Here is a 14734-nt window from a genome sequence, read left to right on the forward strand (position 1 = left end):
GTTACTCCGACCAGACGGACTGCTATCAAAACGTATCAACATCTCATCACACCTCCGGCGTGGGACAACCTGGGCTTTCTTCTTGCCGAGCGTCGTGATGGAATCTCGGGGGTCCGACCCGCCGGGTCGGTCGCTGGGCGTTGCCCGAGGCAACGCGTAAAGCTGTAATCGCGAGGGCGGTGACGTGAGCAAACGGCCAAAGACGGCGGGCTCCTTCCTGTCGCGGCTGCGCCGGCCGGCCAGCCGGCTCCGGGACATGCCGATCTGGTCCAAGCTCGGTCTCATCATGATCGTGCCGACCATCGCCACGGTCGTGGTGGGCACCAGTGGTCTCGTCGACCACCTGGATACGCTCGACAATGCCAACCGCGCCGGCGACCTGGCAAACCTGTCGAGTTACTCAGGTGACCTGGTCGACACGCTGCAGGATGAGCGGACCACCGCCGTGCTGTTGCTGCAGGCGACCGGGACGCAGCCGAAGGCCCAGTACCAGGAGGCCTACAACCGGGTGAACACCCGGGTCGACCGGGCGACCGGTCCCTACCGGCAGCAGCGTGGCCAGATCGACGAGCTGACGGCCAGCCTCGACGGTCTGCTCGACGGCATCGACCAGAGCCTGAAGGACCTGCCGGGCGTCCGTAGTCAGGTGTTCAACGGCAAGCTCAAGCTCGCCGAGGCCGTCCAGGCGTACGAAGGCCTGATCAACGACCTGCTCGCCATCCGCGACTCGGCCACCCAGCTCGCCGGTAACAACGACCTGAGCGACCGGATGCGCGCCGCCGCGGCGGTCGCCCGCGAGAAGGAATTCCTCGCCGTCCGCCGGGTCGTCGTGCACCGCGCGCTCGGCGTGCAGGGCGGGCAGCGACTGACCCCTGCGCTCCGCACCGACTACATCGCCAGCGGCACCGGCCAGCAGCAGGCGCTGCAGAGCTTCAAGGCCGTCGCCAGCCCCGACGAGGCGAAGTTCCACGACCAGACGGTCGCCGGCGGTGACCGCCGCGAGGCACAGAACTACATCGGCTGGATCGACGGCAACACCACAGGCGACATGCGCGGCGCGCCGTTCGGCCCGGACCAGTGGGACGCGGCCATGACCGCCAACGCCAAGTTGATCCGCGACGTCGAGGTGAAGCTCGACGGCGACGTGGTCGCCGAGGCCGACAACCTGCGCGCCGAGGTCCAGCGTCAGGTGTTCCTGGAGACCGGCCTGCTCCTCAGCATGCTGTTGCTGGCCATCCTCTTCGCGTACCTGGTCGCCCGCTCGATGGCCCGCTCCCTGCGCGAGCTGCGCCAGGGTGCCCTCTCGGTCGCCCAGTACGGCCTACCGCAGGCGGTGGCCCGACTCCGTGACCCGCAGGTCGTCGGTCAGCTCACGCCTGTGCAGTTGGCAAACCAGATCGCCGAGCCGCTGCCGGTCCGCAGCAAGGACGAGTTCGGCCAGGTGACCGAGGCGTTCAACGCCGTCCACCTGGAAGCCGTCCGGACGGCCGCCGAGCAGGCTGCCCTGCGCGCCTCCGTCGCGACCATGTTCGTCAACCTCGCCCGCCGTTCGCAGATCCTCGTCGACCGCCTCATCGGGCACCTCGACCGGTTGGAGCGCGGCGAGGAAGACCCGGACCGGCTGGCCGAGCTGTTCCAGCTCGACCACCTCGCCACCCGGATGCGCCGCAACGACGAAAACCTGCTGGTGCTCGCGGGCGCCGACTCCACGCGCGTGCAGCGCGAGCCCGCCGCGCTCATCGACGTGCTGCGCGCAGCTCAGTCCGAGGTCGAGCACTACACCCGGATCGAGTTCGGGGTCATCGACCGCGACATCGAGGTCGCCGCGCACGCGGTGAACGACCTGGTGCACCTCGTCGCCGAGCTGTTCGACAACGCCACCGCGTTCTCCCCGCCGGACTCGCAGGTGATGGTCGAGGCCCGCCGGGTCGGCGACCGCTCCTCGCTCTACGTCGAGGACCGTGGCATCGGCATCAGCCGCGAGCAGCTGAACGACCTCAACGAGCGGCTCGCTACGCCCCCGCAGGTGGACGTGGCCGTGTCCCGGATGATGGGCCTGGTCGTGGTCGCCCGCCTGGCGTCGCGGCACGGGGTCCGTGTCGAGCTGCGCCCCGGCGCCGACCGCGGCACTGTCGCCGACGTGACCCTGCCGACCTCGGTGCTGGTGCCCCGGGCGCTCTCCGGCCGGCAGCAGCAGTCGCCAGCCCTGCCAGCATCCAGCCCGCAGTACGGCGGGCCACCGCCGGCCCTCGGCGCGCTGCCCGCACTGGGCAACGGCCCTCGCCCCAGCGAATCCGGCAACCAGGTCACCCTCGGCGGTCGGCCGTTCGACCCGGCTTCGCGCAACGGTGCCGGCACGCCCGCCAACACCGGTGCGTACCGCTCGATGCCGGCCTGGTCCGACCTGACCGGCGCGAGCGCGACGAACGGCGTCAACGGCGGCGACGGGTTCACTCCCCGGACGACGAACGGCCAGCCGATCGACCCGCTGCCGCAGCGCCGGGCGGGCGACGAGCCCACGACCACCGGCCAGCAGCCGGGCATCCCCCGGCAGCTGCCCAGCAGCCCGGAAGCGCGCCCGTACTCCGCGCCGCCGGTCTCCGCGCAGCCGTACTCCGGCGCGCCGGCCTCCGGGCAGCCGTACTCGGGGCAGTCCTACTCCGGGCAGCCGTACTCCGGCCAGCCGTACTCCGGCCAGCCCTACTCGGGTGCGCCGTACGGCAGCCCGCCGGTGTCCGCCGCGCCGGCCTCCGGCCAGCCGTACGCCAGTCCGCCGGTGTCCGCGTCGCCGGCCTCCGGCCAGCCGTACTCGGGACAGCCGTACTCGGCGCCTCCGGCCTCCGGCCAGCCGTACTCGGCGCCGCCCACATCGGGGCAGCCGTACTCGGCGCCGCCCGCCTCCGGCCAGTCGTTCAGCGGCTTCACGCCCCGGTCCGCCCCACCCGACCCGGGACCGAGCACCCCCGCGCCGCCGGCCTGGCCGCCGGTGCCGGGCGGCGAGCGGGACACGCAGACCCCGCCAGTGCCCGAGCGGCTCGCCGCCGCCCTGGACATGACGACGGAGCTGCCCCGGGTGCCACGCGCCGAGCAGCAGACCGCTGCGGCTCAGCAGCCGGCGACTCCACCGCCGCCGACTCCCGCGCCGGCACAGAGCCGCCCGGCGCCCCAGCAGCCGCAGGCCCAGAACCGGCAGCGGTACGCGGACGAGACCATGGAGCTGCCGATCTTCCGGGAGCTCGAGTCGGCCTGGTTCCGTACCCGCCGTCCGGGTTCGGAGGAGGCGGCAGCCGCCGCCAAGCCGGCGACGAACGGCGGCGACGCGACCCAGCAGTTCGCCACGGTCGAGGCCACCGGACGGACGGTCCACAAGACACCACCCGGGACGACAGGTAACACGCCGATGGCAGAGACTCCGACGGCCGGAGGAGCGCCGCGGGACAACGGGTCGACAGCGAACGGGGGCGCCCGCCCCAGTCTCGCCGAAAGCCTGCCGAACCGCCGGCCCCAGCCGCAGACCAACGGCTGGCAGACCGCCGCCGACGACGGCTGGCGTGCAGCCTCGGCAGCGGCGAGCGCGCCCCCGGTGAACGAGACCACCACGACCGGTCTGCCGAAGCGCAAGCCGATGGCGCAGCTGGTGCCGGGCGCGGTGGAGAAGCCTGCCACCTCGGTCCAGCGGCGTTCCCCGGAGGCGGTCCGTGGCCTGCTCTCCGCCTACCACCGGGGCGTGCAGCGAGGGCGTAACACCTCGGACACCCCGACCAGCCCGGAGGCGACTCCGGGAGGGCAGCAATCCTCGCAGTCTGGCTCAGGCTCAGCGGCCGGGAGCGGGCAGAAGGAGCAAGAAGGATGACAACTACGCAGGATCTTGGTTGGCTGCTTGCCAACTTCGCCGACCGGGTGCCCGGTGTCGCGCATGCGGTCGCCGTCTCGGCGGACGGCCTGCTTCTCGCGTCGTCACGGGATCTCCCGCGGGACCGGGCCGACCAGCTCGCCGCGATCGCGTCCGGGCTGGTCAGTCTGACCCAGGGGGCGGCCCGCTGCTTCGAGGGAGGCGCCGTACTCCAGACCGTCGTAGAGATGGACAATGGCTTCCTGTTCCTGATGTCCATCTCGGACGGCTCGTCCTTCGCGGTGCTTGCCGCCCGCAGCTCGGACGTGGGGCAGGTTGGCTACGAGATGGCACTACTGGTCGACCGGGTGGGCGACGCCCTGACTCCGCAGCCGCGTGCGGCAGCGGGCATGCTGGGCTGACGTCCCACCAACCTGAGGTTGGCGCAACTGCAACGACAACAACGACGAGTTTCACCGGTGGGAGCCGGTTCCGGGTGCGAAGGAGGTGAGCGGCGACATGGTCGATCGTGACGAACCGACCGGAGCGTTGGTCCGTCCGTACGCCGTGACCCGTGGTCGTACCCGTCCCCGGCTCGACATCGCGCTGGAGGCGCTCGTCGAGACGACGGTGCGCGGCCGGGCCGCTGCTCATGGCAACGGTGGCCAGGGCCGCGAGCACCAGTACATCGCCGCGCTGTGTGACGGACGCGTGCAATCGCTCGCTGAGATCGCGGCGCGGATGCAGCTCCCGCTCGGTGTGGCCCGGGTGCTCATCGCCGACATGGCGACGGACGGCCTGGTCGCGGTCCACGAGCCGACCATCCTGGACGACTCCGACGACGCGGTGGGCACTGAACTGCTGGAGAGGGTGCTGAGTGGACTTCGCAGGCTCTGACATGTCGCACCGCCCGCCGAACCCGAGCGGGCGCGTGACGTCGGCGAAGATCGTTATTGCCGGTGGGTTCGGCGTCGGTAAGACGACGCTGGTCGGCTCGGTCTCGGAGATCACGCCGCTGACCACTGAGGCCATCATGACCTCCGCTGGCGTGGGCGTCGACGACACCCGGCAGGTGCCGGGCAAGACGACGACCACGGTGGCCATGGACTTCGGCCGGATCTCGATCGACCGTGACCTGATCCTGTACCTCTTCGGTACACCGGGTCAGACCCGATTCTGGTTCATGTGGGATGAACTGGTCCGGGGCGCGATCGGCGCGGTCGTGCTGGTGGACACCCGCCGGCTGGCCGACTGCTTCGCGGCGATCGACTTCTTCGAGCACCGGCGGCTGCCGTACCTGGTGGCCATCAACTGCTTCGACGGGATGCAGTACCACGACCCGCAGGACGTTCGGGACGCCTTGGCGATCTCGAGCGACGTGCCGGTGGTGGCTTGCGACGCCCGTAACAGGGAGTCGACGAAGCACGTGCTGATCTCGCTTGTCGAGTACGTGCTCACCATGCGCCGTACGCGCGCCGTCGCTCCGGCCTGACCGGGACGATCCCGCGCCCGGTGGTGGCCCTGGCCGCCACCGGGCGCTGAGTGCTGCCCGAGCCCACCCTCTCGGACGCCAGCGCACCGCAAAAAGATCTTGGATTGGTGTCGCCCCCGCGCAGGGGGTCACCTAGTCCAAGATCTTTTGCGTTGGTGCGCGGTGAGGGTGCGCCGCCTGGTATCCCGCCCTCAGGCTCGATACCTGAGGGCGGGACGGCACGTGTGGCGGAGCCGGGGACGCCAGTCGGTCAGGACTGGTAGCCGGCGGAGCGGTACTCGTACTCGCGGTCGTCGTCGCGGTCGCCGTGATCGCGGCTGAAGTCCCAGCCGCCAGCAGCCTCGCGACCCGGCCGGCCACCCACCGCGAACCCGCCGATCTCCTGCCCGCGACGCCAGCCGCGGAAGTAGCCTGTGGTGTTCTCGGCGAGGCTCGCGGCGTCACGCACTATCCGCAGAGGACGCTCCTCGCGCAGCGGGGAACCGGGGACCAGGTTGGCCTGGGGCACCCGCTTCGGCAGACCGGCGTTGGTCTCGGCACCCACCGAGGGACGGGCGGCCTGCTCGGCGGCCTGCCAACCGGTGTCGGCAGTGGTCGACCAGTCCAGATCGGACTCCTCGGGCTGGCCGACGAACCAGGCGGACTTGGCCTGCGCGAAGATCAGCAGGTCACCGTCGCCCTCGTCGGCCACCGGCGGCGGCCGGTGCTCGACCGGCGGCGCGGGCCGGTGCTCGGGGGCACGGTCGGCGCGGGGTGCGGGGCGGCCGTTGCGGGCGGCCTGCTCCCGGTCGACGAGCCGCAGCGGCGGCGTCTCCAGGCGCGGGTCGGTCGACGGGTTGAGCCCCTCCCGCAGCGCGCGGTCGGCCAGCGGCGGCGGCTCGACGAGCCGCAACATCGGCGGCTCCTGCGGCAGGTCGTCGGCGAGCCACGGCGGGGTGACCCGACCGTCGGCCCGACCCGGGTCCGTGGGGGCCTCGATGCCACGACCGCCGCCGTACGAGTAGGCGGCCGGGTTGTTCGGCGAACTGTCGGCCGGGTCCTCCGGGTTGTTGACAAGCGGCCAGTTCGCCCGGGAGCCCGGTGGCGCCTGCTCCTGGCCCGGCCGGGGGGCGGGCACCGGAATGCTGAGGTCGGTGGCGCTGAACCCGCCGGTGGGCGGCTCCTCGACCGGCCGCTGCAGGTGGCTCGGTCGCTCGCCGTTTGTCTTGGGGCGGGGCGGGATGACAGTGCGCTGCCGCTCGGCCCGCGCGTGGTTGATCGCGGCGGTGGTCAGGGTCGGCCGGAACGGCTCGCCCGCCTCGGCCGGCGGGACGGTGCCACGCTGCGCCGGAGCGATAGGGGTGATCCCGGGCGGCGGGGGCGGCGGCGAGGAGACCGGGCGGTTCGTCGGGCCGTCGATCCGGCTCGGTAGCGGCTCGGCGCGGCCGGGGGGCGCCGACACCGGCGGGCCCGCCATGGCGGCGGCCGGTGCGATCGGTGCGGGGGCGACCGGCGGCGGAGTGACCGGGGCCGGTGCGACAGGCGGCGGGCCGAGCGGGCGCGGCGACGCCAGTGGGGCACTGCCCGGGGCCGGCTCGGGGCGGCTGCGTCGGCCGACGACTGGCGTGGGCTCGGCGGCGGTCGGGGCAGGTCGGACGGGACGCAGGCCGGTGCCGGTGTTTGTCAGGCCAGTGCCGGTGTTTGTCAGGCCGGCCAGATCGTCGATCGAGTCGCCGCGACGGGCGGCGGCCCGGCGACCGGGAGCCGGAGCGGGCGTCCTGACCCGCGCGCCGAGCGCGCTCACAAGCGCCTCGCAACCGGCGTCGCAGGCGCGGACGGAGGCGACGGCCTGCCGCACCGTCTCGGCCACGGCGGAGGTGAGTGCCCGGTTGACGGTTGCGCGGCGCGGCGTCTCCGAGATGGCGACCCGCAGCGCGGTGACCGCCTCGTTGATCTCTTCGGCGTCGGCCACCCCGTCCGCCGCGAGGTGCGCGGCGATGGCGTCGGCGGCGACGGACACCTCACGACCCCGGGCTACGGTGCCGCCGAGCATTCCCGGCTCGGGCAGCGCGTCCAGCACCGCCAGTGAGACCGGCTCGGCCGGATCCGGGTACGCACGCAGCGCCGCCGGGTAGAGCTCCCGCAGGACCTCGCGCAGCGCCACGGCGGCGGAGTGCCGACCGCTTGCCAGGGCGGCATGCGCGGCGAGCACCTGCTTGTAGCCGGCGAGGTCGCGGGGCGCCGGCAGCGTGACAGCGGAGAGCGCACCCGCCTGCAGCGCGCGGGCCAGGCCGACGGCACGCCGCTCGGCCGGCGGTGACTGCATCTCCTCAAGCGAGTCGTCGTCGGCGAACCGCTCAGCGAAGTCATCCACCGAGTCGTCGTCCGCGATCGCCAGGGGGCGACCCGCCGCGCTCAACAGCGAGATGACTGTGTGGTCGTCGCTGTCGGCGGCGATGGCCGCACCGCTCGGCCCGCCCGACCGCTCCACGAGCAGCGCGACGAGCTGGGCGTAGCCAGCCGCGTCATCGCTGATCTCGCTGACATGCAGCAGACGGCCTGCGTCGTCGACCACCGCGGACGTCAGCGTCGACCTGACCGGAGCCGGTCGGTCAGCCGAATCCGCCGAGGCCAGACCGCAGTACACGCGCACGAGCGCCAAGGCGTCGTCCTCCTCCCGGGACAGGTCTTTCTACTGCCAGCAACTGATGCTCCCCGGTACGGGTCAGTCGCGCCAGTCCACGACCGCAGAGATCTTGCCGACAATCGTGCGCCAACCCAGACTTGCGGTTTGTGCCCCGATTTTTTTCAACCGACGCCGGCCCATGAAACCGCCGATCCCGCCGTTGACCGTTGCGCGCAGTGCCTCGTCCAGGTTGTCGAGGCTGGACCCGGCGGAGAGCATGTCCAAGACCGCAGGCAGCCGCAACGCGTACGACAGGTCGCGGGCGACCTCGCCGGCCTCGATGAGCAGCGTCGAATCCCAGGCGTCGTGCCCGCCGCGCAGGTTCTCCACCACGAGGTCGAGCTCGTAGGTGTCCTCGTCGAGCGGCACGATGTCGGCCGGCTCCACCCGTTCGGACAATTCATTCCAGCTGTCCAGTTGGGACAGATCGTTCGGTGCGCCGGAACGGATGAAACTGACCAACGACTCGGGGGTCTTGAACAGCAGCAGCTTGCCCCGGTGGCTGAGGAAGACCGGCACCTCCTCGTCGTCCGCCTCGTCGGTGGCGTCCTCGTCGTCCGCCTCCTCCTCCTCGTCGTCGTCGGCGGTCGCGTCGGCGTCAGTGCTGCCGCCCCGGCGACGGCGGGACGGCTCGTCCTCGTCGGCGAACTCCTCGTCGAGGATGACGACGGTCTCGTCGTCCTCCTCCTCGACGACCTGACGGCGGGCGAGGAACGGGTCGTCCTGGTCGCGCTCGCTCACGTCGGTAGGGGTCAGCGACCCCGCGGGCCGGTACGCCCGCAGCGTGAAGCCGGTGCCGGCGGGCAGGGCGATCTCCACCGGGTCGATCCGCAGCTCTTCCCAGAGCGCCCGGTCGGCCGCGGCGCGGGGGGTGTCGTCGGCCTCGTCGGCCTCGTCGGGCTCGGGGCCGGTGGTGTCGTCGAGCTCGGGCTCGTCGGCGTCGGGCCGTTGGGGCGACTGGCGGGCCACGCTGACCTCCGTGTGCTTCGGGTTGCTGACCCGTCGGCGTCTCGCACGACGAGTGACTCTGGGCACATACCCTAGTCGGCGGCTCGGGAAGCTTGGAGCCCGCACCCCGATGACCGGCCGGGCCTGCACGTGCGTGGCGGTGGCGCACGGGCCCGCTGACAAGTAGCGTTGCTACGCATGAAGGCCCAGTCGCTGCACGGCCACCTCGACGCCCTTCTGCTCGCCGTCCTCGAACAGGGCGCGCTGCACGGCTACGCGATCATCGAGTCGCTGCGTGCGCGCAGTGACGGCAGTCTCGACCTGCCCACCGGCACCATCTATCCGGCGCTGCGCCGGTTGGAGCGCGCCGGGCACGTGGCGAGCACCTGGAGCACTGTCAACGGGCGGGAGCGGCGCACGTACCAGCTCACCGACTCCGGCCGCCGGGCGCTGGCCGGGGAGCGGGCCGGGTGGCAGGAGTTCCGCGTGACGGTTGGCAGGTTCCTCGACCCCGGCACACCGCCCACCACCCCTGCCTGAACCGTGCCGAGCCGCAGGCGCGGCCATCCACGGATCAGCGAGCCGCGGCCAGCAGCCAGCCACGCGCCGCGCGGGTAAGCGAGAAGTACGCCCCGCCGGCCAGCACCAGCCCGATGATCATCGGCGGCCAGGTCAGTGCCGCGTCCCACCTGTCGATCGACCAGGCGAACAGGGCGCCGCCGGTCAGCATGCCGAGCACCAGAGTGCCGGTCAGACCGGCGCCCACCGCCCGTTGCGCGACCGCCAGGCCCGGTCGCGGCGACCGGGCGCTCGCCGCCACCACCAGCAGACCGGCCACGGCGAGCAGCAGCGCGCCCATCCAGATCCAGTCGACGGAGGCGGACAGCAGCCGATAGGCGGCCGGCGGGGGCGCGCTGTCACTCCAACTCGACCCGCGCCAGGTCAGGTCGCCGGCGACCACCGCCACCCCGGCCACGGCAAGCATCCGCAGAGAGAGCCCGCGCAGGGCGGCCACCGCCAACTCGGCCTGCCAGGAGGGGAGCAGCTGCGCCGGTGAGCCGAACTCGGCCACCGCCCGGCGCTGCGCCTCAGTGGGCGGCACCCCGCCTTCCCGGTACGCGTCGACGACGTCCAGCAGATCGTGTCGCGCCTCGGTCAGCAGGTCGGACTTCAGCCGCGCCGGCCCGTGCAGTCGGGAGGCCAGCTCCCGCAGGTGTTCCTCCACCAGGACGTCCTCAGCGCGTGGCATGACAACCACCCTGCCACGGACGCCGACGCCCTCACGTCGGGGAGAACCCTGGTCCGTCCCCGAGCCGACTCAGGGGGCGAGCGCCAGATAGCCGCGTTCGGCCGCGGCCTGGAGCAGCCACTGGTCCCGGTACCAGCCGGGGGAGGCGACAAGCTCGGCGTGTCGGCCGCGTTGGATCACCCGGCCGCCGTCCAGGACGACGATCTCGTCCAACTCGGCAAGCCCGCTGAGCCGGTGGCTGATCAGCAGCACCGAGTGCCCGGCGGGGGTGGCGGCGAGGGCGGAGGCGAGCACCGCGTCGGCGGCGGCCGGGTCGAGCCCTTCGGTGGGTTCGTCGAGCACCAGCACCGGGGGAGCGGCCAGGAGGGCCCGGGCGAGCGCGAGCCGCTGCCGCTGACCCCCGGAGAGTTGACCGCCCTCCTCGCCGACGACTGTGTCCCAGCCGGCCGGCTGAGCGCGTACCCAGTCGAGAAGGCCTGCGGCGGCGGTCGCCGCGGCCAGGTCGTCCTCGCTCGCGTCGGCCCGGCCGAGCAGCAGGTTCTCCCGCACCGTGGCGTGGAAGACGTACGCCTCGGCGAGCAGCCCACCGACAGTGCGGGGCAACTCCTCCTCGGCGTACGTGGACAGGTCGCGCCCGGCCAGGGTGATGCTGCCGGAGTCGGGTCGGACCGCGCCGGTCAGCACGGCGGCCAGGGTGCTCTTGCCGGCGCCGCTCGGGCCGACGACAGCGATCCGTCGGCCGGCCGGCAGGGCCAGGTTCAGCCGGTCCAGCGCGGGCGCGGCACCGGCCCGGTATCGCACGGTCAGGTCGGTGAAGCGCAGCTCGTGCGGTGCGTCAGGAGCGGCGTCGCCCTCCGCCCGCACGGGCCGGGAATCAGGGGTCTCGGCATCGAGCAGGGCTGCCACCCGGGCCAGGCCGGGCCGCAGTTGGGTCCACTGTCGGGCCGCCGCGACCACTGCCAGCGCCACCTCGACGGCGGCCAGTGAGCCGACGGCCAGCACGCCGACCAGCACCCCCCGCACGTCGGCGGCGAGCGCGACCAGCACCACCGCGGCGGCCGTCAACCCGGCGGTCAGCACCCCTGCCGCGTCCACAGCGAACCCGGTGGCGGCAAGCCGGCGTTCCAGCCTGGCCAGCCGGGCGGCCCGGTGCTCGGCGGCGCGCAGCGCGGCGTCGGTCGCGCCGAACGCGGCCAGGTCGGCGGCGCCGTGGGTGAGGTCGACAGCGTCGGTGGCAAGCGCGCCCCGCAGCGGGGCCACCTCTGCCGCGCTGCGTCGGGTGACCGCCGTGGCAAGCGCGGGCAGCGCCACCCCGGCGACGAGCAGGCCGATGGCGAGCACCCCGGCGGCCGGCAGCGAGATCAGCGCCGCGCCACCCACCGCCACCACGCCGACCAGGGCCGCCGCCGCACCGGGCACCAGCACCCGCAGCAGCAGGTCCTGGACCGCCTCGACGTCGGAGACCAGCCGGCTCAGGATGTCCCCGGAGCGGTGCGCGGCGGTGCGGCGGGCCGCGAGGGTGGCGAACACCCGGGCCCGGACGTCGGTGATCATGCGGAGGACCGCGTCGTGCCCGGCGAGCCGCTCGGTGTAGCGGAACACGCCCCTACTGATCGCCAGCGCACGTACGGCGACGATCGCCACGGTGAGCCGGTCCAGCGGGGGCATGCCGGCGGCACTCATCAGCAGCCAGGTCGCCGTGGCCATCAGGGCGAGCCCGGCGAACTCCGTGGCGGCGGCGAGCAACCCGGCGCCGACCAGCCGGTTCAGGTACGGGCGGGCCAGTCGCAGCACTGCCCGCTCGGCGGCGATCCGCCCGGCCGGCTCCGGCCCGGTTGCCTGTGGCACTGGTGCCGCGCTCATCGGGCTACCTTCGGCATCGGCTCGGGCGTCAGTTCGGTGACCTGGCCGTCCTCGATGCGCAGGATCCGGTCGGCGTCGGCCAGCAGCGCTGGCCGGTGCGCTACGAGCAGCGCGGTCCGCCCGGCGACCAGTCGGCGGGTGGTGTCGAGAACCACCGTCTCGGCGGCCGTGTCCAGTCGCGCGGTGGGCTCGTCGAGCAGCACCAGCGGGGCGTCCCGCAGGAACGCCCGGGCGAGGGCGACGCGTTGCCGCTGCCCGCTGGAGAGCCCGTGCCCGCGCTCGCCGAGCAGCGTGTCCAGCCCGTCCGGCAGGCCGGCCACCACGTCGTCAAGGGCCGCGTCGTGCACCGCCGAGGCGAGCGCCTGTGGTGGGGTGTCCGGCGCGCCGAGGCGGATGTTGTCGGCGAGCGAGGCGGCGAAGAGGTGGGCTCGCTGCGGCACCCAGGCGACCTGTCGACGCCAGGCGTCCGGGTCGGCGGTGGCGAGGTCGACGCCGTCCACCGTGACCCGGCCGCTTGTCGGTGTCACGAAGCCGAGCAGCAGGCCGAGCAGTGTGCTCTTGCCGGCGCCGCTGGGCCCGATGATGGCGATCCGCTCGCCGGGCCGGATGGTCACTGTCACGTCGCGCAGCGCTGTGGTCCGCTCGTACGCCACTGTCACGCCCTCGAACCGGATCTCGCCCCGGCCGTGTGGGGTGGCCGCGCCCTCGCTGGCGCGGAGGGCCGCAGGGGCGGCCGAGACGGTGAGCGCCTCGTCCAGCGCGGTGAGCCCCTCCATGCTGGCGTGGAAGCGGCTGCCGGCGGCCCGCAGTGGCAGGTACGCCTCAGGGGTGAGCAGCAGGATCAGCAGCGCGGTCTGTAGGGCCAGCCCGCCGTCGAGCAGCCGGATGCCGACCGGCACGGCGACCAGTGCCACCGACAGGGTGGCGACAAGCTCCAGCACCAGCGCGGAGAGGAACGCGATCCGCAGCGTCTTCATTGTGGCGACCCGGTGCCCGTCGGCCATCCGGCGCACCACATCGGTCTGCGCCCGCGCCCGGCCGAATGCCCGCAGCGTGGGCAGCCCGGCCACCATGTCCAGGAAGTGCCCGCCCAGCAGGGAGAGTCGCCGCCACTGCCGTTCGGTGGCGGCCTGCGCCTGCCAGCCGAGCAGCGCGCCGAAGATCGGGATCAGCGGCAGCGTGCACGCGATGATCACCGCCGAGCTCCAGTCGGCGAAGACGACCCGGGCCAGCACCGCCACGGGCACCGTGACGCTGAGCACCAACTGCGGCAAATACCCGGTGAAGTACGCGTCAAGCGCGTCCAGCCCGCGGCCGGCCAGGGTGGCGAGCTGACCGGCCCGCTGCCCGGCCACCCAGCCCGGCCCGTGCCGGCCCACCGCCTGGAACAGGTCGGCCCGCAGCGTGGCCTTGACTGTGGCGGCGACCCGCGCGGAGACCGTGCCCTGCGCCCAGACCAGCGCCGAACGGGCGGCGACCGCGACCACGAAACCCGCAAGCGCCCGGCTGTTCAGCTGCCCTTCGAAGGCGGCGGCAAGCGCCGACGCCAACGCGGTGGCCTGCGCGACGATCAGCCCGGCGGCGAGCACGCCCAGGAACGCGAGCACGGCAAGGTCGCGCCGGGCCGCGGGGACCCGACGCAGCAGACGCGGGTCGAAGGGACGACGGTTCACCAGTACACCGGTGCCCTGCCGTCAGTCCGTCCCCGGAAAACCCACAAACACATCGCCTGGAAGCCTAGTAGGGCCGGTAGCAGCGGCAGCGCCACCCAGCCGAGCAACCGCAACGTCGGTGTGCTCGCGGCGGCGTCGGCAACCGTCAGCGAGGCACCCGGGTCGGTCGTGGACACCAGCACGTAGGGCCAGAGCGCCGCACCCACAAGCACCACCGGCAGCGCCAGGGCCGCGCCGGTGGCGATCAGAGCCCACCCCGGCCGCCGCCGCGCCAGCGCCGCGCGGGCCGCCAGCAACGCCGCCACCAGCAACACCGGCAGGAGTACGCCAAGCGTCGGTCGCTGCACGGCGTCGCGTACCCGAGCGGAGAGCAGGCCCACGACGGTGGCCAGGGCGACGGCGGCCAGCGCCACCGGCACCAGCCGGCGGGCCGTGCGGCCGACCACGGCGGCGTCGGTGGCCGGCAGTCGCAGGGCGAGGAACGTCGCACCGTGCACCGCGACGAGGGCGACAATGGCCAGGCCGGCGGCGGCTGCGAACGGGGTGACCAGGTGCGACACTCCGGCGACGTGCCCGTCGGCGTGCCGGGGTACGCCCTGGAGCAGAGCGGCGAGCAGCACACCCCAGCCCAGCGCGGCGAGCGTGCTGCCGACGATCACGACCCGGTCCCAGCGGGCGCGGGTCCGCTCGTCGGCCGACCGGCTGCGCAGCTGCACCCCGGCGGTGACCAGGACGACACCGACGAGCGCGCCGGCGACGGCCGGATAGCAGCCGGCGAGCAACTCGCCCTCCAGCAGTGGGAACGCGCCGAACAGGATGCCGACGGCGGCGACAAGCCAGACCTCGTTGCCGAGGAAGAACGGGCCGAGGGCGTTGAGCGCGGCCCGCCGACCGGCAGGGCCCGTGCCGCGTGCGAGCAGGAGCCCCACGCCGTAGTCGTAGCCGGCGAGCACCAGGTAGGTGGCGAAGAAGAAGCCGAGCAGGGCGTACCAGGCGAGGGCCACGGTGATCT

General features: G+C 73.3%; 10 protein-coding genes and 2 pseudogenes. 5 read left to right on the plus strand and 7 right to left on the minus strand.

The features are described 5' to 3' along the window. Positions 1 to 184 precede the first annotated feature (184 nt). The 4 genes from ACFY2Q_RS05135 to ACFY2Q_RS05150 all read left to right on the plus strand — a co-directional run bounded on the left by ACFY2Q_RS05135 (position 185) and on the right by ACFY2Q_RS05150 (position 5324). Entirely contained in the window at positions 185 to 3853 is a 3669-nt protein-coding gene (locus ACFY2Q_RS05135; RefSeq protein ID WP_387127859.1) for a nitrate- and nitrite sensing domain-containing protein, read from the plus strand. Further along, complete coding sequence (locus ACFY2Q_RS05140; protein WP_007455462.1) at positions 3850 to 4254, plus strand: roadblock/LC7 domain-containing protein; 405 nt, start codon at positions 3850 to 3852, stop codon at positions 4252 to 4254. The genes ACFY2Q_RS05135 and ACFY2Q_RS05140 overlap by 4 nt, the downstream gene beginning before the upstream one ends. A gap of 97 nt (positions 4255 to 4351) precedes the next feature. Then, entirely contained in the window at positions 4352 to 4729 is a 378-nt protein-coding gene (locus ACFY2Q_RS05145; protein WP_377663989.1) for a DUF742 domain-containing protein, read from the plus strand. 1 nt (position 4730) lies between these two features. Next, positions 4731 to 5324, plus strand: coding sequence for an ATP/GTP-binding protein (locus ACFY2Q_RS05150; RefSeq protein ID WP_007455465.1), 594 nt, complete (start codon positions 4731 to 4733; stop codon positions 5322 to 5324). Positions 5325 to 5574: 250 nt separating this feature from the next. Here ACFY2Q_RS05150 and ACFY2Q_RS05155 read toward each other — a convergent pair. The 3 genes and pseudogenes from ACFY2Q_RS05155 to ACFY2Q_RS05165 all read right to left on the minus strand — a co-directional run. Then, positions 5575 to 6042: pseudogene (locus ACFY2Q_RS05155) on the minus strand (transposase); the annotation flags it as partial. Positions 6043 to 6323: 281 nt separating this feature from the next. Next, a pseudogene (locus tag ACFY2Q_RS05160) lies at positions 6324 to 7989 on the minus strand (transposase); the annotation flags it as partial. Between the two features lie 39 nt (positions 7990 to 8028). Further along, a complete protein-coding gene (locus ACFY2Q_RS05165; protein ID WP_387127861.1) occupies positions 8029 to 8958 on the minus strand; it encodes a DNA primase in 930 nt (309 codons plus the stop codon). 177 nt (positions 8959 to 9135) lie between these two features. Here ACFY2Q_RS05165 and ACFY2Q_RS05170 point away from each other — a divergent pair, with 177 nt between their 5' ends. Then, entirely contained in the window at positions 9136 to 9477 is a 342-nt protein-coding gene (locus ACFY2Q_RS05170; protein ID WP_357009217.1) for a helix-turn-helix transcriptional regulator, read from the plus strand. 34 nt (positions 9478 to 9511) lie between these two features. Here ACFY2Q_RS05170 and ACFY2Q_RS05175 read toward each other — a convergent pair whose 3' ends face one another. The 4 genes from ACFY2Q_RS05175 to ACFY2Q_RS05190 all read right to left on the minus strand — a co-directional run bounded on the left by ACFY2Q_RS05175 (position 9512) and on the right by ACFY2Q_RS05190 (position 14726). Next, entirely contained in the window at positions 9512 to 10186 is a 675-nt protein-coding gene (locus tag ACFY2Q_RS05175; protein WP_387127863.1) for a permease prefix domain 1-containing protein, read from the minus strand. 69 nt (positions 10187 to 10255) lie between these two features. Next, the gene (gene cydC / locus ACFY2Q_RS05180; protein ID WP_387127865.1) at positions 10256 to 12049 is read right to left on the minus strand and encodes a thiol reductant ABC exporter subunit CydC; all 1794 of its coding nucleotides are present in this window, start codon (positions 12047 to 12049) and stop codon (positions 10256 to 10258) included. Beyond that, a complete protein-coding gene (cydD, locus tag ACFY2Q_RS05185; protein ID WP_387127867.1) occupies positions 12046 to 13722 on the minus strand; it encodes a thiol reductant ABC exporter subunit CydD in 1677 nt (558 codons plus the stop codon). Before cydD ends, cydC begins: the two co-directional genes overlap by 4 nt. Further along, the gene (locus ACFY2Q_RS05190; RefSeq protein WP_387127869.1) at positions 13719 to 14726 is read right to left on the minus strand and encodes a cytochrome d ubiquinol oxidase subunit II; all 1008 of its coding nucleotides are present in this window, start codon (positions 14724 to 14726) and stop codon (positions 13719 to 13721) included. The genes cydD and ACFY2Q_RS05190 overlap by 4 nt, the downstream gene beginning before the upstream one ends. Between the last annotated feature and the right edge of the window lie 8 nt (positions 14727 to 14734).

Origin of the sequence: Micromonospora sp. NPDC000316 (genome assembly GCF_042898885.1) — a bacterium.
In the GTDB taxonomy this organism is placed as follows: Bacteria; Actinomycetota; Actinomycetes; order Mycobacteriales; family Micromonosporaceae; genus Micromonospora.